Genomic DNA, 20266 nt, shown 5'->3' on the forward strand with positions numbered 1-20266 from the left:
ATGAGTTCTCTCATTTATTGATATTGCAGTATAAAGAAAAAGGATTTTGAACGTGAATACAAAAACCGATTCAAAAGAGGCTAGCCCAAAAGAGGTTAATCTTAAACAAAGTAAACTCGCTCCCAAAATAGCTAGCTTATTTATGAGTATTGCTTTTTTAGCGATAGGTACGGGTTTGTTTAGTTTGGTTGCAAGCTTACTTGGCAACGTAAATGTAACCGAAAAAACAGTTGGCAGTGTGTGGGTTTTACTGACCACATTTTTTGTTATTTTAAATGCATTTGGTGTCATTATTTGGCATAAACCGAAATGGTTAATTACTGCTATAAATAATGTGCTTAGGTTTGCTAAAGAGCGCAAAACAGCATTTTTTAGCGCCGTGCTAATGTTGATATTAATTATAGCAGGCTATTGTTTTTTTCTTTCCTTACCACAGCCAATTAGTTACAAAGCAACTCACTCTACACCTGCTGTTACCACTTTATCTGATGTTTTAAACCCTGAACCGCTTTATATTGATTTTACTCCCGTTTTAGATGATGTAGAAAACACGGATGCAGTGTCTTACTCTGTCGCAAAGCTTGCGCTTGTTGGCAAAGTGATTCCCACAGGTATAAAAGTCACGCCTGAGCTAATTGGACAGTGGTCTTGGAATAGTGAAAGCCAGCTTAAATTTATCCCAAAACAAGATTGGTCAGCAGGGCAAGAATATAAGGTACGTTTTGATTCATCTATTTTTAAAAGTGATATACATCTAAGCGATAATGAGCATGTATTTAAAACTCCCGATTTTGAACTAACGCTTAGCTCACTCGCTTTTTATCAAGATCCTAACGTTAAAAAAAGTCACAAGGTGATTGCAACATTAAAAGCGACTCACCCAACAGATTTAAGCACCATAAAAAATAATTTAAAGCTGACTCAATCACTTGAGCAAGATGGCAAAAACGAACTAGCACAATACAAATTTGATGTTACTTACGACAAGCATCAACGAGAGATTTACATTACTTCAGAGCAAATACGTATTCAAGATACCGAAAGCTATCTGTATTTTGTTCTTAATAGCGGTGTAAAGCCGGTTATGGGTCCTTCTCAAACAACAGTAGAGATTAAAGACGCCGTGTTGATCCCAAGTGTAAATAGCTTTTTTAGAGTAAATACTGCCAATGTGTTGATGGTAAAAAATACGCAAGGGGAGCCCGAACAAACACTTGTTTTAGACTTCACAGATGATATTTCATCGCAAGATGTGGTTAGTAAAACAGTTGCTTACGTATTACCGGCTAAAGATTCAAAAGGTAATTATAAGTACTTCAGTAGCCCACGAGAAGTTACTGATGCAGTGCTTAAGCAATCTCAAAAAGTTAAGTTAAATGCGATTCCTACCGCGCAAGATACAACTAAGTTACACAGTTTTACGTTTGACGCCCCTCAAAACCAGCAAGTTTATATCGCGATTGATAAGGGATTAAAGTCGACGGGTGAGTTTACGATGGTGAATAAATACGACACTATTTTAGATACGCCGGCTTATCCGACACAAGTAAATATTATGTCTAAGGGCTCTATATTATCAAAAAATGGCGATCATAAATTGTCATTTTTGACCCGCGGTGTAAACGCACTTCAAGTTAAAGTAGGTAGGGTAGAAGCCAATCAAATTAACCACCTTATAAGTCAAACCAGTGGTGATATTTCTAATCCAGAATTTAATAATTATTACTTTACAGAACAAAACATAAGTTCAATTTTTACCAGACAAGTTAATTTAAAATCGGAGCACCCTAAAAAAGCGGTCTATTCATCTATTGATTTGAGTAGTAAGTATAATGAGTCAGTTGGTTTAGGCTTATTTTTTATAAATGCTCAAGCGTTAAATACAGAAGATAATTACGTATATGGCCCCCAAGAAAAACGACTTATCCTTATTACTGATTTAGGTATTTTGGTAAAAAATAATGCAGATGGATCTCGCGATATATTTGTCCAATCTATTGAAACAGGAAAACCGGTAGCAAAAGCGAAGGTGTCGTTATTGGGGAAAAACGGATTAGTTATTTTAAATGCTAAAACAGATTCTGAGGGGCACGCATTTTTCGACAACACAACGTGGTTTACTGATGATCAAACTCCCGTTGCTTTTGTAGTCGAAACTAAAAGTGACATGTCTTTTATTCCTTATAATCGCTATGCTCGAATGGTTAACTACTCTCGGTTTGATACCGGCGGTGTAAGTTCTGGGCTCAGTGGTAGTAATAAAATAGATGCGTTTGTTTTTTCTGATCGTGGAATTTATCGACCAGGCGATAGTGTTAAACTTGCCACGATTGTGAAGCAACAAAACTTTGCAAAACTGGGCGATATACCGCTTGAACTTATAATTACCGATCCTAAAGGGACAACTGTTTATAATAAACGAGTGAGCTTAGATAAGTATGGATTGCTTGATTTTGACTTTAAAACACAAAATAGCGCCAATACCGGAACGTATTATGTATCGGTCCAACTTATTAAAAATAATAATAGCCGCGACCAATTAGGCAGTACTCAGTTTAAAGTTGAAGAGTTTGTACCCGATAGATTGAAAATTAGTAGTCAATTTTCTCAATCATCTGCAAAGGGGTGGGTAAACAGCTCAAAATTTAAAGCATTGGTGAGCCTTCAAAATTTATTTGGTACACCCGCTCAAAATAGACGTGTTACTGCTGATTTACGTTTATCTCCAGCTGGTTTTTACTTTAATGAATACAAAGGTTATGTGTTTTCTGATCCCCACAGTGAAGGAAAAAATATTAGACACAGTTATGAATCATTAACCGAAACCAAAACTGATGAACAAGGCAAGGCAGAATTTGATATTGACTTAACTCGCTATGAGGCAGGTACTTATCAGTTAAATTTTGCAGTACAAGGGTATGAAGAAGGCGGTGGTAAAAGTGTTCGTGCAAGCAGCTCGGTGCTTGTTTCACCCGTTGAGCAGTTAGTTGGTTATAAAGCCGATGGCGATTTAAGCTACATATCAAAAGAGTCAAAACGTGTTGTAAAATTTATTAATATTAATTCAGAAACTGAGCAAGTTGCTCGTGATGATTTATCGCTAAATTTAATAGAACAACAATATGTATCTACGTTGGTGCAACAAAATAACGGCACTTATAAGTACCAATCGGTTAGAAAAAACAAACAGGTATCAAGCAATCCGTTTTACATTAAACAAGATGGCGCAAACTACGAATTACCCACTGCTGAACCAGGTGATTACTTAATAGAACTCGTTGATGGCAAAGGGAATACCGTTAGTAGGGTATCATTTACGATAACCGGCACGGGTAACTTAGCGGGTAAGCTTGAAAAGAATGCTGAACTGCAAGTTCAATTAAATAAACCGGATTACAAACCGGGCGAAACAATTGAAATAAGTATTGTAGCGCCTTATGTTGGCTCGGGTTTAATTACAATTGAAACTAATAAAGTACACGCTTTTAAATGGTTTGAGAGTAAAACAACAAGTAGCATACAAACCATAACGTTACCTCAAGGGATAGAAGGCAATGCGTATGTTAATGTTTCATTTGTTCGAAGCCTTGAATCGAAAGAAATATTTACAAGCCCATTAAGCTACGCAGTTAAACCATTTGCGATTGAACGAAGTAAACGCGCAATAGATTTTGACGTAAACATACCTGATAAAGTAAAACCAGGTGACGATTTAGTCATTTCATATAGTGCCAAATCACCTTCACGTGTTCTGTTATTTGCTGTAGATGAAGGTATTTTACAAGTGGCAAATTATCGGACGCCAAAGCCGTTAAATCACTTCTTACAAAAACGTGCTTTAGAAGTTAGTACTATGCAAATTGTTGATCTTATTTTACCTGAATTTAAACTAGTGCAAGAGCTTGCAGCTGCGGGTGGTGGTTATGATGACTCAATGGCAATGAACCGCAAGAGCAAGCAACTTAACCCGTTTTCTCGTAAGGTACAAAAACCAGTCGCATTTTGGTCTGGTATTTTATCGGCTGATGCTAAAACGAAAAAACATACGTTTACTATCCCAGATACTTTTGCAGGTCAGGTACGTGTAATTGCTATTGCCGTAAATGACGAGGGTGTTGGTGTTAAAGAAAGTACAACACTTGTGAAAGGGCCCTTTGTATTAACTCCTAATGTATTAACGACAGCAGCACCAGGCGATGAGTTTGATATTGTACTTGGTATTGCTAATGGCGTTGAGGATTCAGGTAAACAACTGCCAATTACGGTAGAAGCGCTTACTTCAAGCAAAATTGAAATAATAAGCGATAAAAAATTAACGCTAAATATTGATGAAAAATCAGAAGACACATTAACGTTTAGAGTGAAAGTGCTTGATAAGCTTGGCGCTGCATCAATTACATTTACTGCGTTATCGGGTGACAATGTTAGCCAACGCACGGCAACGTTAAGTGTGCGCCCTGCGGTTGCATTTGTTAGTAGCTTTGAAAGTGGCTTTAGTGAATCAGGTAAAAAAGAAATAGCGGTTTCGAGACAGCTATATCCTAACTTATCACAAAATAATATTACCGCTTCACAAAGCCCGTTAGCGCTTGTTGATGGTCTTATTAGTTATTTAGATAACTTTCCTCATATGTGTACCGAGCAGGTAGTGAGTAGTGTGTTTCCGGTGCTGAGTTATTTAGAACACCCGAGTTATATGGGCGATGTATCTTATAAACGTGAGCGTATAAACAACTTAATAGATACCCTTCGTCAACGTCAGTTACCTGATGGCAGGTTTATGTTATGGCCGGGTAATTCTAGTGCATCTATTTATTCTTCTCTTTATGTTATGCATTTTTTATTAGATGCAAAAGAAGCGGGCGTAGCAATACCTTATGATATGTGGAGCAGTGGTTTTGAAGGTGTGCGCAGTATAGCGAGCGGATCTTTAGAGACGAATGACAGAAACCGCGCTTATGCCATTTATTTGTTAACACGACAAGGTGAGGTAACAACTAATTACTTATCTGATTTAGAAAAAAGTGTAAATGCGAGTAATAGCAAAGTATGGCAACAAGATATAACGTCCGCGTTTATGGGCGCAACTTATCAGCTATTACGTGCAAGCGACAAAGCGCAAGCACTGATCCATAGCTATAAAATTGGGCAAGATACCCAGCACGATAATTGGGGCGCTTACGACTCACGTTTAGCTCACGACGGACAGTATATTTATTTGTTATCAAAACATTTTCCTGCTCGCTTAAAGCAGTTAACTAAAGATGATTTGTTTAATGTCGTTGACCCTATTTTTAAAGGAGACTTCAACACGTTGTCGTCTGCTTGGTCTGTACTTGCTATGACGGCATACTCAAAAGTTGCGTTATCACAAGCCCAGCCTGAAGATGTAAAAATAATGGCAACAACGACAATGGCAGAAAAAAAGGCATTAGACGTAACCTATACACCTTATCCTAAAGCCTCGTTTTTAAATGACGTTAAAACGCTTGATGTATTAGCGCCACCTCGCTCATTTTACATGATGAGCCAAGCTGGTTTTGATACAAACGTGCCACAAAAGTCATTAAGTAATGGTTTAGAAGTTGTCAGAGAATACCAAGACGATAAAGGTAATGTGATAACCACCGCTGTTCAAGGTCAAGAACTAAACGTTGTATTACGAGTGCGTAGTACAACGGGTAAAAATATTTCGGATGTTGCTGTTATTGATTTACTACCTGGTGGGTTTGAAGTACTCAGAGACAGCGTTCGCAATAGTTATAATCGCTGGACCTCTGATTATAAAGATATACGAGAGGATCGCGTTATATTGTATGACAGCTTTGGCGATAGCATGACTGAGCTTACTTACAAAGTTAAGGCTACAGCATCTGGCAGCTTTGTAGTGCCATCGGCTTATGCTGAATCTATGTATGATTTAAGTATCAAAGCGCACTCAAAATCGGGTCGTTTTGATGTTACCGCCGCTAAATAAAAAGCTTAGTTTTATAATAAAAACGGCTTTTTTTACAACAGCACTGCTTGCAGTGCTGTTGTATTTATTTACTCCAAAGCCTGATATTACCCAGCCCAATGCTTACTCAACGGCTTTTTACGATAGCAGTGATAAATTACTTCGTTTAAATTTAGCCGCAGACGATAGATATAGATTATGGACGCCAATAGATAAAATCCCTTTGAGCATTCAACAAGCTACTTTACTGTATGAAGACCAAGACTTTTATGAGCATATTGGTGTCGATTTTATTGCTTTAATAAATGCGTTTTATACTAGCTATATTAAAAGAAGTCACCGAGTCGGTGCGTCAACAATAACAATGCAAGTAGCCCGGTTACACTTTGGGATGAACACGCATGTTATTTTTGGAAAAGTAGAACAAATACTTCGAGCGTTACAAATTGAGCGACACTACAGTAAAAACCAAATACTCGAGGCGTATTTTAACTTAGCGCCTTATGGATCAAATATTGAAGGTGTTGGTGCAGCCAGTTTAATTTATTTTAAGAAACCAGCTATTGATCTTAATTTACCTGAGTCATTATTACTTAGCTTAATCTCGCAAAACCCAACCAAACGAAATCCCATTAAAAAATCGGCTAAACTGGTATTGCTAGAAACAAGAAAAAAACTGTTTACTCGTTGGCTTGAAAAGTACCCAGACGATAAACACTGGCTAGCAGCTATGCAATTACCGATAAAGGTATATGCCTCTTCAGACTTGCCTTTTGAAGCCCCACATTTTATTAATAATTTACAAAGCGAGTACCCGCACCTAAAGCCTGGAGAATATAAAACGTCGATAGACCTTAATTTACAAAACTTACTTCAGCGCCATGCAAGAAATTACATTAATCGCAGGCATAGAGACGGGCTTAGTAATACGTCTGCTATTTTACTAAATTATAAAACTATGGAAGTAGTTGCTGAATTAGGCTCTGTGGATTTTTTTAATAATGACATTAGCGGTCAAGTAAATGGTGTAAGAGCTAAGCGTTCACCAGGTTCAACCCTTAAACCATTTATTTATGCGCTTGCTATAGAGGAAGGGTTAATTCATCCATTAACGCTTGTAAAAGATGCCCCCAAACGCTTTGGAGGATATACACCAGAGAATTACGATCAGCAGTTTTTAGGGCCTATATCGGCTACTGAATCGCTAGTGCTGAGCCGTAATGTGCCTGCTGTTAATTTGATGTATCGCTTACAAAATGTTGGGCTATACGATTTACTCGTTGCAGCCGATGTTAAAAAGCTTCAGCCCAAAGAGTTTTATGGTTTAGCGCTTGCGCTGGGCGGCAGTGAAGTAACGATGCTAGAGCTCGTTAAGTTATACGCTATGTTAGCTAATTTAGGGGTGTATAAGGATGAAGTTATATTAAAAAAAGACGCCACTGTTATTAACCAAAACAACCCAAATAATCAAAACAATCATATTAAGCAGCTCATCAGCCCAGAGGCAGCCTACCTGACTTTACAAATGCTAAGTAAAAATAGTGCAGTTGATGAAATTTCATTTCAAAAAGAAAGAAGGCAATCATACCCTGTATATTGGAAAACAGGTACTTCATTTGCTTTTCGCGATGCATGGTCAGTAGGTATTGTTGGTCCGTATGTTTTAGCTACATGGGTGGGTAATTTCTCAGGAGAAGGGCACCCATCTTTTATTGGGCGACAAGCAGCCGCGCCTTTATTTTTTGAAATAATACGTTCATTAGATAGTTACGGCTTAATCAAAGGCAATATAAAACCAGGTAGTTTAAATATTACAGAAGTAGATATTTGTTCAACAACAGGTGATTTACCTAATGTGCATTGCCCTAAAACAGAAAAAGGGCTTTTTATTCCAGGTAAGTCGCCAATTAAAGTGTCCGATGTACATCGTGAAATTTATATTGATAAAGTATCGGGATTACGTGCTTGTCAGTATGTTGAATCTACAACTACAAAGGCAGTTTATGAATTTTGGCCATCTGACTTAGTCAGATTATTTAAACAAGCAGGTATTGTTAAACGCCAGCCTCCACCTTATTTAGATTCATGCTTAATTAATGACACGAGTACACGTGGCTCAGCACCGAGTATTACATCCCCGAGTAATTTAATTAGCTACACGATAAGAGCCAGTAAATTGAAAAAAGAAGGCCTGCCTTTTAGTGCAATCACAGATACAGATTCACGTATTTTATATTGGTTTGTAGATAACAGCTTTGTTGGTAAAGTAGAGCGAGATACGCCTTTTTTCTGGCACCCGCAAGTAGGCGAATTTGACGTAAGAGTGGTTGATAATTTAGGGCGTAGCGCATCAGTTTCAATGCGTGTAAAGCTCGTTCAGTGATACGTAAATAAGCTAAAGAGCTAGTTATCGGGTATTAAACAATTAGATTGGCGTTTATAAACTGTATTTAGCGTTTAGACTACTTTAAATTAATACTTACATTGCCATTGGGTTTACAGCAGCACAGGAGTATTTCGCCTTCGCGCACAAACGCAAGTGGCTCTTCGTTATATTCAACACTACCTGACACTAACGTTGCTCTACAAGCGCCGCAGTAACCTTCACGGCATTGGAATGCGACGTCTATTTTCATGGACTCTAAGCACTGTAAAAGAGAAGGGCAGCCTGCGGTAAATTCTATACACTGGCTGTTTTCTGCAAGCGTTATGCTTGCAGTAGACTTGTCACTCATTATAAATCAAAATCACCAAATTCTGATGCATCAACTTGAGAGTCTATTTGACCAACAAGGTATGAGCTTATTTCTGCTTCTTGTGGTGCTACTTGCACGTTATCAGACACTAACCACGAGTTTATCCACGGGATAGGGTTACTGTTATTTTCAAACTGTGCTGGCAAACCAATTGCAGTCATACGTGCATTGGTAATGTATTCAACGTACTGACATAAAATATGTTTATTCAAGCCAATCATCGAACCATCTTTAAATAAGTATTCGGCCCACTCTTTTTCTTGCTCTGCAGCATCAACAAACATTTTAATTGCTTCGTCGCGGCACTGGGCAGCAACAATCGCCATTTCTGGATCGTCCTTACCGTCTTGCATAATGTTTAAAATATGCTGAGTACCAGAAAGGTGAAGTGCTTCATCGCGTGCAATTAGCTTGATGATTTTAGCGTTACCTTCCATTAGCTCGCGCTCAGCAAATGCAAACGAACATGCAAAGCTTACGTAAAAGCGAATCGCTTCAAGAATATTTACCGACATCATAGCCAGGTAAAGTTTCTTTTTAAGCTCAAATAAATTAATGATAACTGTTTTACCGTTAATCTCGTGTTTGCCTTCACCGTATAAGTTGTAAAGCGATACAGAGTTAATTAAGTCATCGTAGTATTTAGTTACGGCATCAGCACGTTCGCTAATTTTATCGTTGCTAACAATGTCATCAAAAATAAGCTCAGGTGCTTGTGTTACGTTACGGATAATATGCGTGTATGAACGGCTGTGAATTGTTTCACTGAACGCCCACGTTTCTATCCATGTTTCAAGCTCTGGTAGCGATACAATTGGAAGTAGAGCCACGTTTGGCGAACGACCTTGTACACTATCAAGCAGTGTTTGGTATTTTAAGTTGCTTAAAAATATATGCTTTTCGTGATCTGGTAATGCTTGAAAGTCTAAACGGTCTTTACTTACATCTACTTCCTCAGGACGCCAAAAGAAAGACAGTTGCTTTTCAATTAACTTTTCAAAAATTGGGTATTTTTGTTGGTCGTAACGAGATACGTTTACAGTTTGGCCAAAAAACATTGGCTCTTGCATTTGGTTATTATGGTTTCGGCTAAAAGTAGTATAAGACATGTTTATCACTCAAAAAACTATCAGAAAAAGCGGGCTAAATGCCCGCTTAAAATAAAAATCAGCAGTTATATTTTACACGCGCCGCCTTCACAATCGTCATCTTCCACTTCTGGAGCATCTTCTTGTGAATCTGAGGCGCCATCGCGAGTATTGTGGTAATACAAGGTTTTAACACCTAGTTTGTACGCGCTTAGTAAGTCTTTTAATAAGACTTGCATAGGTACTTTACCGCCTTCGAACTTGTTTGGATCATAATTTGTATTTGCAGAAATTGTTTGGTCAACAAATTTTTGCATTATGCCAACAAGCTGTAAATAACCATCGTTTGATGGAATGTCCCATAGTAGCTCGTACTGATCTTTTAAACGCTCATACTCAGGAACAACTTGTTTTAAAATACCGTCTTTACTTGCTTTAACGCTAATATGTCCACGTGGTGGCTCAATACCGTTAGTTGCGTTAGAGATTTGCGACGATGTTTCTGATGGCATTAATGCACTTAGTGTTGAGTTACGCATACCGTGCTCTTTAATACTTGCACGTAGTGTATCCCAATCAAGATGAAGTGGCTCATCACAAATTTTATCTAAATCACGTTTGTACGTATCTGTTGGCATAATACCTTGTGAATACGTTGTTTCGTTAAACTTAGGACACGCGCCACGCTCTTTAGCAAGCTCGTTTGATGCTTTCATTAAGTAATATTGAATAGCTTCAAAGGTTTTATGTGTTAATGCATTAGCGCTGCCATCAGAATAACGCTTACCGTTTTTAGCTAGGTAGTATGCGTAGTTAATTACGCCTATTCCTAGTGTACGACGACCCATAGTTGCATTTTTAGCAGCCGGTACAGGGTAGTCTTGGAAATCAAGTAAGTTATCAAGTGCGCGTACTGCAAGTTCAGCTAGCTCTTCAAGCTCATCAAGTGACTCTATTGCACCTAGGTTAAACGCAGAAAGTGTACAAAGGGCAATTTCGCCTTCTTCGTCATTCACGTTATTAAGTGGCTTAGTTGGCAATGCAATTTCTAAACATAAGTTAGATTGGCGAATTGGCGCAACTTTAGAAATAAATGGGCTGTGTGTATTACAGTGATCCACATTTTGTAAATAAATACGACCAGTACTTGCACGCTCTTGCGCAAACATAGAGAAAAGCTCAATGGCTTTAATGCGTTTTTTACGAATAGACTCGTCTTGTTCGTATTTAACGTAAAGTGCGTCAAACTCAGCTTGGTCTTCAAAAAATGCATCATAAAGGCCAGGCACATCTGATGGGCTAAATAATGTAATGTAATCATCTTTAATTAAACGAGAGTACATTAATTTATTAAACTGTACGCCGTAATCTAGGTGGCGAACGCGGTTGTCATCTACACCACGGTTATTTTTAAGTACAAGTAGGTTCTCTACTTCTAAATGCCAAAGCGGGTAGAATAATGTTGCTGCGCCGCCACGTACACCACCTTGTGAACAACTTTTAACCGCTGTTTGAAAGTGCTTATAAAAAGGGATACAACCTGTGTGATACGCTTCGCCGTTACGAATATGGCTACCTAGCGCACGTATTCTACCTGCATTAATACCAATTCCCGCACGTTGTGAAACGTATTTAACAATAGCTGACGACGTTGCATTGATTGAATCAAGGCTGTCGCCACATTCAATTAATACACACGAGCTAAATTGGCGAGTAGGCGTACGTACACCCGACATAATTGGCGTTGGTAGAGATATTTTAAATAAAGATACTGCATCGTAAAAACGTTTAATGTAATCAGTACGTGTTTCACGTGGGTAATCTGAAAATAAGCTTGCCGCAACTAAAATATATAAAAACTGTGCACTTTCGTATATTTCACCCGATACACGGTTTTGAACGAGATACTTACCTTCAAGTTGCTTTACAGCAGCGTAGCTAAAGTTAAGATCGCGAGAATGATCAAGGTATGCATCAAGCTCATCTAACTCTTGCTCTGTGTAATCTACTAGTAAATGAGCATCATAGCGTTTATCGCCAACCATTTTTGTTACGTGGTCAAATAAACGTGGTGGCTCAAATTGACCGTACGCTTTTTTACGTAAATGGAATACAGCTAAACGTGCAGCTAAGTATTGGTAATCAGGCGATTCTTTTGAAATCTGATCCGCTGCTGCTTTGATGATGGTTTCGTGAATGTCTTTAGTACGAATACCGTCGTAAAACTGAATGTGCGACTTTAATTCAACTTGCGAAACCGAAACGTTGTTTAAACCTTCGGCGGCCCACTCAATAACGCGATGGATCTTATCCAGATCAAGAGGCTCTTTACGCCCGTCACGTTTGCTTACAGATAACTGTTGGTTCATTTGCCTGTATTCCTTGGGAATTATGTATTTTGACCAATGCTTTATACCTCGCCGAGGCAAGGTATATACTCATTTATTATAAGTTTCGCCATATTTGCGAATTTAATTGAATAACATTTGGCCACAATATCTGGTGTTGTTCAATTTAGAGATCACAAGATAGTGTGGTCTGAGTTGTTTTGCAAGGGACATAATTGCCCCTATTTGTGGATAACTTCGGGATAACGTATTTGTGTTAGTAGACACTCACCTTCGAACAATCATTTAAGTTGAAATATGCAAAAATCAACTAATGATCTGCTAAATTTACGCATTTTAAAAATAAATTTTGACTGCTTTTTTTATCAGCAAGCTTTGTGTAAAAACTAACACAATCACAATATATAGTGTTTATTAATTAACATGGCACTATATATGGTTAAAACCATCAATTGGGCTTTGCCAGTTAAAATCAGCATTCCAGCTGTTGGCTTCATCAATATTTGGTATGTAGCCCCAAAGTGCCGTTGCTGTGCGCATACCTGCGGCTTTGCCTGCTTGTATGTCTCGCTGTGCATCACCAATGTACAAACAGCGGTTAGGCTTAACTCCCATTAATTTTGCACAATGTAGTAATGGGAGAGGTGACGGTTTGGCCTCTGCTAAGGTGTCGCCACTTATTACTACACTGGCATTTTTTAATGCGGGCATAGTTGCCACTAAAGGATCGGTTAAAAACCCCGGTTTGTTAGTCATGATCCCCCATTTGATCTTTTTCTGATCAAGGGCAATAAGTAACGATTCAACTCCGCTGAAGCAACGTGTGTGATTTGCTATGTTTGCAGCGTATTCGTCGACTAATTGCTTGATAAGTTCGCTTTGAGGTTGTGTGTCCCATAACTCTTTAAAACCAGCCTCTAATAATGCGCCTGCGCCGTTAGATGCCGCAGGGCGGTATACATCACTACTAACTGGCTCTATTTTATTGCTAATAAGCACTGCGTTTAAAGCGACACCTAAATCATCAGCGGTGTCGAGTAGAGTGCCGTCTAAATCAAATAAAAATGCATCGTACTCAATAAGGGGGAGGGGGGCTTGAGAGTTAGCCATTAAGCTAACTTCTCAAAGTACAGTATGTAATTTACGCTAACGTCACTATTGAGCGTATATTGCTTTGATAGTGGATTATAAGAAAGGCCTGTACTTGCACGAACTTTTAAACCCGCTTGCTCTGCCCATGCAATGAGCTGCGCAGGTTTTATAAACTTTTTATGGTCGTGTGTACCTTCAGGCACCATTTTTAAAAGTTTTTCAGCGCCAACAATGGCGTATAAATATGCCTTAGGTGTTTTGTTCAGGGTTGAAAAAAACACATGCGCGCCTGGTTTGGCTAGTGCAGCTACAGCATGAATGATAGATGCTGGGTCGGGAACGTGTTCAAGCATTTCCATACAGGTTATTACATCAAAGCGCTCTGGGTGTTGCGATGCAAACTCTTCTGCAGGCACTTTTATATAATCTACATTTACGCCAGTTTCTAAACTGTGCAACTTAGCAACAGTTAAAGGCTCTTGCCCCATGTCGATGCCAGTTACTTTTGCACCCATACGCGCCATGCTTTGGCTTAAAATACCGCCACCACAGCCAACATCGAGTGTTTCTTTATCGAATAAGCCTTGCGTTTTGTTTGCTATAAAGTCTAAACGTAACGGGTTAATTTCGTGAAGAGGTTTGAATTCTCCGTCTAGGTCCCACCAACGCTCGGCGATGGCTTCAAATTTTGCTATTTCTGCGTGATCTACATTTTGATGTTCGGTCATAAAATACTTCCTCGTCAATCTGAGGCCATTATATAGGGCTAAATTGATAAATCGCAAAGTTTTGCGCCTGTAAATTAAAATTAATTGTGATAGCATGTCTGTTAGAAATAATAACAATACTCTTAATACCCAATACCGGGTTGTTGAGAGCTGATACTGAAGGAATGTGATATCAAATGACTGATCTCGCCAATGAAATTCTGCCAGTCAATATTGAAGACGAGTTAAAAAACTCTTACTTAGATTACGCAATGAGCGTAATAGTAGGACGTGCATTACCAGACGTACGTGACGGCTTAAAACCTGTTCATCGCCGCGTTTTGTTTGCAATGAACGAGCTTAGTAATGACTGGAACAAGCCTTACAAAAAATCGGCCCGTGTGGTCGGTGACGTAATCGGTAAATACCACCCACACGGCGACAGTGCAGTTTATGACACGATAGTTCGTATGGCTCAGCCATTCTCACTGCGTTATATGCTAGTAGATGGCCAAGGTAACTTCGGTTCGGTTGATGGTGATTCAGCAGCGGCAATGCGTTATACAGAAGTACGTATGGCAAAAATGTCGCATGAGTTATTAGCCGATCTTGAAAAAGAAACGGTTGATTTCGTTCCTAACTACGATGGCACTGAGTTCATCCCTGATGTTTTACCAACGAAAATTCCTAATTTATTAGTGAATGGTTCGTCAGGTATTGCAGTAGGTATGGCTACAAATATACCACCACATAACTTAACTGAAGTTGTAAATGGTTGTTTGGCACTTATTCAAAATCCTGATTTAACTATTTTAGAGTTAATGGATTATATCCCTGGTCCTGATTTCCCAACGGCTGCAATTATCAACGGTAAGAAAGGTATTGAACAAGCCTACTTAACTGGCCGTGGTAAAGTGTACATGCGTGCACGCGCCGACATCGAAACCGATGAAAAAACAGGTCGCGAAACAATCATCGTTCACGAAATTCCTTATCAGGTGAATAAAGCACGCTTAATTGAAAAAATAGCTGAGCTTGTCAAAGATAAGAAAATTGAAGGCATTAGCGCATTACGTGATGAATCTGATAAAGACGGTATGCGTATCGTTATCGAGATCAAACGTGGTGACGTAGGCGAAGTTATTTTAAACAACTTGTATTCACAAACTCAGTTACAAACTGTGTTTGGTATGAATATGGTTGCGCTAATTAATAACCAACCTAAATGTTTCAATTTAAAAGAAATGTTAGAAGAGTTTATTATTCACCGTCGTGAAGTAGTAACTCGTCGTACAGTATTTGATTTACGTAAAGCCCGTGACCGTGCACACACGCTTGAAGGCTTAGCGATTGCGCTTGCAAACATTGACCCAATTATCGAACTTATTCGTAAATCCCCTACACCTGCTGAAGCTAAAATTGCTTTAACAGCGCGTCCGTGGGAATTAGGTAATGTACAAGGTATGCTTGAAAAAGCAGGAGAAGACAATGTTGCTCGTCCAGATTGGTTAGCGAGCGAACTTGGTATTCGCGATGGTCAATATTATATCTCTGAGCAACAAGCTCAAGCAATTCTTGATTTGCGTTTACATAAGCTAACAGGTCTTGAACACGAAAAAATCTTGACCGAATACCAAGCGTTATTAGAACTAATTGCTGAACTACTTTATATTTTGGCAACTCCTGAGCGTTTAATGGAAGTTATTCGTGACGAGCTAGTTGAAATTAAAGAGCAATATGGTGATGAGCGTCGCACTGAAATTAATGCAGCTGCTCACGATATCAGCCTTGAAGACTTAATTACTGAAGAAAACGTAGTAGTAACGCTTTCTCACGAAGGTTATGTGAAGTATCAGGCATTGTCTGATTACGAAGCACAGCGTCGTGGTGGTAAAGGTAAGTCAGCAACGAAGATGAAAGATGAAGATTTCATCGAGCGTCTATTAGTTGCAAATACACACGATACTATATTGTGTTTCTCTACGGCCGGTCGTTTATATTGGCTTAAAGTGTATCAGTTACCACTAGCGAGTCGTGCAGCGCGCGGTAAGCCAATTGTTAACTTGTTACCACTTGAAGCTGATGAACGTATTACTGCTATATTGCCAGTACGCGAGTACGCAGAAGATAAATACATCTTTATGGCAACAGCATTTGGTACAGTTAAGAAAACACCATTAACGGCTTACAGTCGTCAACGTGCAAGCGGTATTATTGCTGTTAACTTAAATGATGGCGATAGCCTGATTGGGGTTGATATTACCGATGGTAGCAACGAAATTATGTTGTTCACTGATGCAGGTAAAGTTGTACGCTTTAAAGAAGCTGAAGAAACAACAGTTGTTGATGAAAACGGTAACCCAGTATTAGACGAAGAAGGTAACCCTGAGATTCGTTTCAAAGGTGTTCGCCCAATGGGTCGTACTGCTACAGGTGTTCGTGGTATTAAAATGGCCGATGATCAACGCGTAGTATCGTTAATTGTACCAAAAACTGACGGTGCTATTTTAACGGTAACTGAAAATGGTTACGGTAAGCGTACACAACTTGAAGATTACCCATCTAAGAGCCGTGCAACACAGGGTGTTGTATCTATCAAGGTGAGTGAGCGTAACGGTGCTGTTGTTGGCGCTGTACAAGTTGATGATAACGACGAAATCATGATTATTTCAAATCGTGGTACCTTAGTACGTACTCGCGTTAATGAAGTTTCTACGGTTGGACGTAACACCCAAGGTGTTATTTTGATCAGAACTATTGACGAAGAGCAAGTAGTTGGTTTACAACGTATAGAAGAGATTGAAGTTACAGAAAGTGACTTGATTGATATTGAAGACGTTGAAACTGTAGATACGGTTATTGATGAAGTAGCGGATGATAATCCTCCTTCAGAATAATTGATATTGAAAAAGCGGCCTTGGCCGCTTTTTTTAATGTTGTTGAAAAAAATTAATAGGGTGTGAAGTTATATTCATTCATTAAAACTCAAAGGTTTAGTGGGTGGGTATTGAGCGTTCATGCTTAGTAGTTAAATTACTGGAATGAGGCAAAGGTAATGAGTAAATATAATTTTTGTGCGGGGCCAGCTATGCTTCCGCAAGCGGTTATGAAAAAAGCACAAAAAGAGTTTCTAGATTGGCAAGATTTAGGTGTGTCTGTGATGGAAATAAGCCATCGTAGCAAAGAGTTTTTAGCCCTTACAGCTAAATGTGAAGCCAGCCTTCGTCGCCTAATGAATATCAGTGATGAATTTGAAGTGCTGTTTATGCATGGTGGTGGCCGTGGTCAGTTTAGTGCTGTGCCATTAAATTTACACCAAGAAGGCAAAGTTGCGGTTTATTGCGAAAACGGCGTGTGGTCAAAAAGTGCAACAGACGAGGCCAACAAGTTTACTCAAGCAACCTCTATTGATGTGCGTAATGATGCCAATGGCGAGTTTTCTATTAAACAGGTTGCTGATTGGGTGTTACCAGAAGATGCATCTTACATTCACTATTGCCCTAACGAAACGGTTGACGGCTTAGAAATTTTTGATGTACCAAGCCACCCAACAGCACCGATCGTTGCTGATATGTCGTCAACTATTTTATCACGCGAAATAGACGTTAATAAATTTGATTTAATTTACGCTGGTGCGCAAAAAAATATCGGCCCGTCGGGCATATCAATCGTTATTGTTCGTAAAACATTACTTGAGCGTGAAGGCTTACCTAAGCCAGGCATTTTAGATTACGCATTAGAAGCAAAACAAGGCAGTATGTTTAACACGCCCCCTACATTTGCTTGGTATTTAGCTGCTGAAGTATTTCAATGGCTTGAAAGTAATGGTGGCGTAAAAGCGATGGAAGTTCAAAATATTGCTAAAGCGCAGCTACTTTATGACTTTATTGATGAATCGAGCTTTTATACCAATAAAGTAGCTAAACATTGCCGTTCACGTATGAATGTTCCGTTTTGGCTTAATGATGAAAGCTTAAATGATAAGTTTGTTGCTCAGTCTAAAAATGCAGGGTTACTAGCTCTTGAAGGCCACAGAATTGTGGGCGGTATGCGCGCAAGTATTTATAACGCAATGCCTATTGAAGGTGTTCAAGCACTTGTAGACTTTATGGCTGCTTTTGCAAAGGAGCACAGCTAATGGAGCAGCTTCGTTTAGAACCTATTTCTAGAGTAAATGGCACAGTAACCCTACCAGGTTCAAAAAGTCTATCGAACAGAATTTTATTATTAGCAGCACTTGCAAGCGGTACTACCGTTGTAGAAAACTTACTTGATAGTGACGATATACGCCATATGCTGGGCGCCTTAAAGTTATTAGGTGTAAATGTAACTTTAAATGATGAACGCACTGTAGCCACCGTAGAGGGTGTTAGTGGTGTGTTTAATACACCGACTGAGCCCTTGTTTTTAGGTAATGCGGGTACTGCTTATAGACCTTTAACAGCAGTACTTGCTGGCGTTGCTGGTGAGTACGAGCTAATAGGCGAGCCACGTATGGAAGAGCGCCCGATAGGGCACTTGGTTGACGCGCTGCAAGCATTGGGTGGTGATGTTACTTATACAAAGCACAAAGACTACCCACCACTTAAAATTGTGGGTGGCCAAATAAAAGGCGGTGAGGTTGAAATTGACGGCAGTATTTCAAGTCAATTTTTAACCGCTCTATTAATGGCAGCGCCATTATTTAACGGTGATACAACAATAACTATTAAAGGTACTTTAGTCTCTAAACCTTATATTGATATTACACTTGATGTAATGGCACGTTTTGGGGTTAATGTTGAGCACAGTGATTATGCAACCTTTAAAGTTAAAGGTGGTCAACAGTATCAATCATTAGATCGCATAATGGTTGAAGGCGATGCATCTTCTGCCTCTTACTTTGTTGCTGCGGCTGCAATTGCAGGCGGTGAGATTGAAATTAAGGGCGTGGGTGCCAAGTCGGTGCAAGGTGATATAGGCTTTGCCAAAGTAATGGAGCAAGTAGGCGCAAAAATTGATTGGTATGATGAGCGTTTAGTTGTTCGCAAAGGTGAACTAAAAGGTGTGGATATTGACGCCAATGCAATTCCTGATGCAGCTATGACTCTTGCAACTGTTGCTCTTTTTGCCAAAGGCCCAACAGCCATTCGTAACATTTATAACTGGCGAGTAAAAGAGACAGACCGTTTATATGCAATGGCAACTGAGCTTCGTAAAGTAGGCGCACAGGTTGTAGAAGGTGAAGATTTTATAGAGATCACCCCACCTGAAACATTTAATGATGTTGCTGTTGATACTTACGACGATCACCGTATAGCCATGTGTTTTGCAATGGTTGCCGTTGGTGGAAAGCCAATAACAATTAATGATCCAAAGTGTACCTATAAAACATTTCCTACATTTTTCAATGTTTTAGCGTCAGTCAGTGAATAAGCTAATTAGAAGTAATTACAAAAGTTACACACTAATAGCAGATATATTTTAATAACTGACGTATAATGTCGCGGTTTATTTAGGTGTGCATTGCAGGAGGTTTTAAATGCAGGCGTTATTAATGCCCGTGATCACCGTTGATGGCCCAAGTGGTTCAGGTAAAGGAACTGTTTGTCGCTTGTTAGCCGACAAGTTAGGGTGGGATGTATTAGATAGCGGTGCGATTTATCGTGTTTTATCTTTAGCTGCACTTCATCACCAAATTGCATTAGACAATGAAGAAGGGCTTGTCCCGCTTGCTGCAAATTTAGATGTGCAGTTTTTGGTAGATAGTCAAACTAATGCAGGAAAAGTTATTTTAGAAGGCGAAGATGTAACCACTACTATTCGTAATGAAGAAGTAGGCGCTGCGGCTTCAAAAGTTGCAGCATTACCTCGCGTTCGTGAAGCGTTATTACGTCGCCAGCGTGCATTTCGCACTGAAAATGGCTTAATTGCCGATGGCCGTGATATGGGCACTGTGGTTTTTCAAGATGCGCCGTTAAAAATATATTTAACAGCCAGTGCACAAGAGCGTGCTCGTAGACGCTTTGTTGAGTTGAATACGCGCGGCCTTGATGTTACACTAAGTGGTCTATTACAAGACATTCAAGCTCGTGACGAGCGCGATATGAATCGCACCGTTGCTCCGCTTGTACCTGCAGAGGATGCTATTGAGATCGATACTAGCGATCTTAATGCACAGCAAGTGTTTGATAAGGTAATAACTTTATTGGATATTGCTATCTCTGAAGGTAAGCTTCCTAAACGAAGCTAAACACATTTTATGCGCCAGCAGGATGCCAGTGCTATTTTAACAACCCCATGCAGCATGGTTGCTTATTGGTATTAATATATGAGACGT

11 protein-coding genes are annotated in these 20266 nt (G+C 39.3%); 6 read left to right on the forward strand and 5 right to left on the reverse strand.

The features are described 5' to 3' along the window. The first annotated feature begins 52 nt into the window (after nucleotides 1–52). Nucleotides 53–5977, forward strand: a complete 5925-nt coding sequence (locus GQR53_RS08560) for an alpha-2-macroglobulin (RefSeq protein ID WP_165743584.1) — start codon at nucleotides 53–55, stop codon at nucleotides 5975–5977. Beyond that, on the forward strand, nucleotides 5958–8339 hold the full coding sequence (gene pbpC, locus GQR53_RS08565; RefSeq protein ID WP_165743585.1) for a penicillin-binding protein 1C: 2382 nt from the start codon (nucleotides 5958–5960) through the stop codon (nucleotides 8337–8339). Before GQR53_RS08560 ends, pbpC begins: the two co-directional genes overlap by 20 nt. Before the next feature lie 79 nt (nucleotides 8340–8418). Here the strand turns inward: pbpC and yfaE are convergent, their stop codons facing one another. The 5 genes from yfaE to ubiG all read right to left on the reverse strand — a co-directional run bounded on the left by yfaE (nucleotide 8419) and on the right by ubiG (nucleotide 13968). Beyond that, nucleotides 8419–8691 carry a class I ribonucleotide reductase maintenance protein YfaE gene (yfaE, locus tag GQR53_RS08570; RefSeq protein ID WP_007583035.1) on the reverse strand — a complete coding sequence of 91 codons (273 nt, stop codon included), beginning with the start codon at nucleotides 8689–8691 and terminating at the stop codon, nucleotides 8419–8421. After that, nucleotides 8691–9821, reverse strand: coding sequence for a class Ia ribonucleoside-diphosphate reductase subunit beta (nrdB, locus tag GQR53_RS08575; RefSeq protein ID WP_002961159.1), 1131 nt, complete (start codon nucleotides 9819–9821; stop codon nucleotides 8691–8693). Before nrdB ends, yfaE begins: the two co-directional genes overlap by 1 nt. A 65-nt stretch (nucleotides 9822–9886) precedes the next feature. Then, on the reverse strand, nucleotides 9887–12169 hold the full coding sequence (gene nrdA, locus GQR53_RS08580) for a class 1a ribonucleoside-diphosphate reductase subunit alpha (protein WP_002961160.1): 2283 nt from the start codon (nucleotides 12167–12169) through the stop codon (nucleotides 9887–9889). A gap of 408 nt (nucleotides 12170–12577) precedes the next feature. Beyond that, nucleotides 12578–13258 carry an HAD-IA family hydrolase gene (locus GQR53_RS08585; protein ID WP_165743587.1) on the reverse strand — a complete coding sequence of 227 codons (681 nt, stop codon included), beginning with the start codon at nucleotides 13256–13258 and terminating at the stop codon, nucleotides 12578–12580. Further along, a complete protein-coding gene (gene ubiG, locus GQR53_RS08590) occupies nucleotides 13258–13968 on the reverse strand; it encodes a bifunctional 2-polyprenyl-6-hydroxyphenol methylase/3-demethylubiquinol 3-O-methyltransferase UbiG (protein WP_165743589.1) in 711 nt (236 codons plus the stop codon). Before ubiG ends, GQR53_RS08585 begins: the two co-directional genes overlap by 1 nt. 176 nt (nucleotides 13969–14144) lie before the next feature. Between ubiG and gyrA the strand changes: the two genes are divergently transcribed. From gyrA to cmk, 4 genes are all read left to right on the forward strand, one after another. Further along, a complete protein-coding gene (gene gyrA / locus GQR53_RS08595) occupies nucleotides 14145–16844 on the forward strand; it encodes a DNA topoisomerase (ATP-hydrolyzing) subunit A (RefSeq protein ID WP_165743591.1) in 2700 nt (899 codons plus the stop codon). Nucleotides 16845–17002: 158 nt separating this feature from the next. Beyond that, nucleotides 17003–18085, forward strand: coding sequence for a 3-phosphoserine/phosphohydroxythreonine transaminase (gene serC, locus GQR53_RS08600; protein WP_165743593.1), 1083 nt, complete (start codon nucleotides 17003–17005; stop codon nucleotides 18083–18085). After that, a complete protein-coding gene (gene aroA, locus GQR53_RS08605) occupies nucleotides 18085–19362 on the forward strand; it encodes a 3-phosphoshikimate 1-carboxyvinyltransferase (RefSeq protein ID WP_024606548.1) in 1278 nt (425 codons plus the stop codon). Before serC ends, aroA begins: the two co-directional genes overlap by 1 nt. A gap of 106 nt (nucleotides 19363–19468) precedes the next feature. Continuing rightward, a complete protein-coding gene (gene cmk, locus GQR53_RS08610) occupies nucleotides 19469–20179 on the forward strand; it encodes a (d)CMP kinase (protein ID WP_002961166.1) in 711 nt (236 codons plus the stop codon). Nucleotides 20180–20266: the final 87 nt, after the last annotated feature.

Source organism: Pseudoalteromonas sp. Z9A6 (assembly GCF_011378805.1).
GTDB lineage: Bacteria > Pseudomonadota > Gammaproteobacteria > Enterobacterales > Alteromonadaceae > Pseudoalteromonas > Pseudoalteromonas distincta.

Coding starts and splice junctions, on each gene's coding strand:
- pbpC (WP_165743585.1), top strand. CDS start 5,958: ATGTTACCGCCGCTAAATAAAAAGCTTAGTTTTATAATAAAAACGGCT.
- yfaE (WP_007583035.1), bottom strand. CDS start 8,691: ATGAGTGACAAGTCTACTGCAAGCATAACGCTTGCAGAAAACAGCCAG.
- nrdB (WP_002961159.1), bottom strand. CDS start 9,821: ATGTCTTATACTACTTTTAGCCGAAACCATAATAACCAAATGCAAGAG.
- nrdA (WP_002961160.1), bottom strand. CDS start 12,169: ATGAACCAACAGTTATCTGTAAGCAAACGTGACGGGCGTAAAGAGCCT.
- GQR53_RS08585 (WP_165743587.1), bottom strand. CDS start 13,258: ATGGCTAACTCTCAAGCCCCCCTCCCCCTTATTGAGTACGATGCATTT.
- ubiG (WP_165743589.1), bottom strand. CDS start 13,968: ATGACCGAACATCAAAATGTAGATCACGCAGAAATAGCAAAATTTGAA.
- gyrA (WP_165743591.1), top strand. CDS start 14,145: ATGACTGATCTCGCCAATGAAATTCTGCCAGTCAATATTGAAGACGAG.
- serC (WP_165743593.1), top strand. CDS start 17,003: ATGAGTAAATATAATTTTTGTGCGGGGCCAGCTATGCTTCCGCAAGCG.
- aroA (WP_024606548.1), top strand. CDS start 18,085: ATGGAGCAGCTTCGTTTAGAACCTATTTCTAGAGTAAATGGCACAGTA.
- cmk (WP_002961166.1), top strand. CDS start 19,469: ATGCAGGCGTTATTAATGCCCGTGATCACCGTTGATGGCCCAAGTGGT.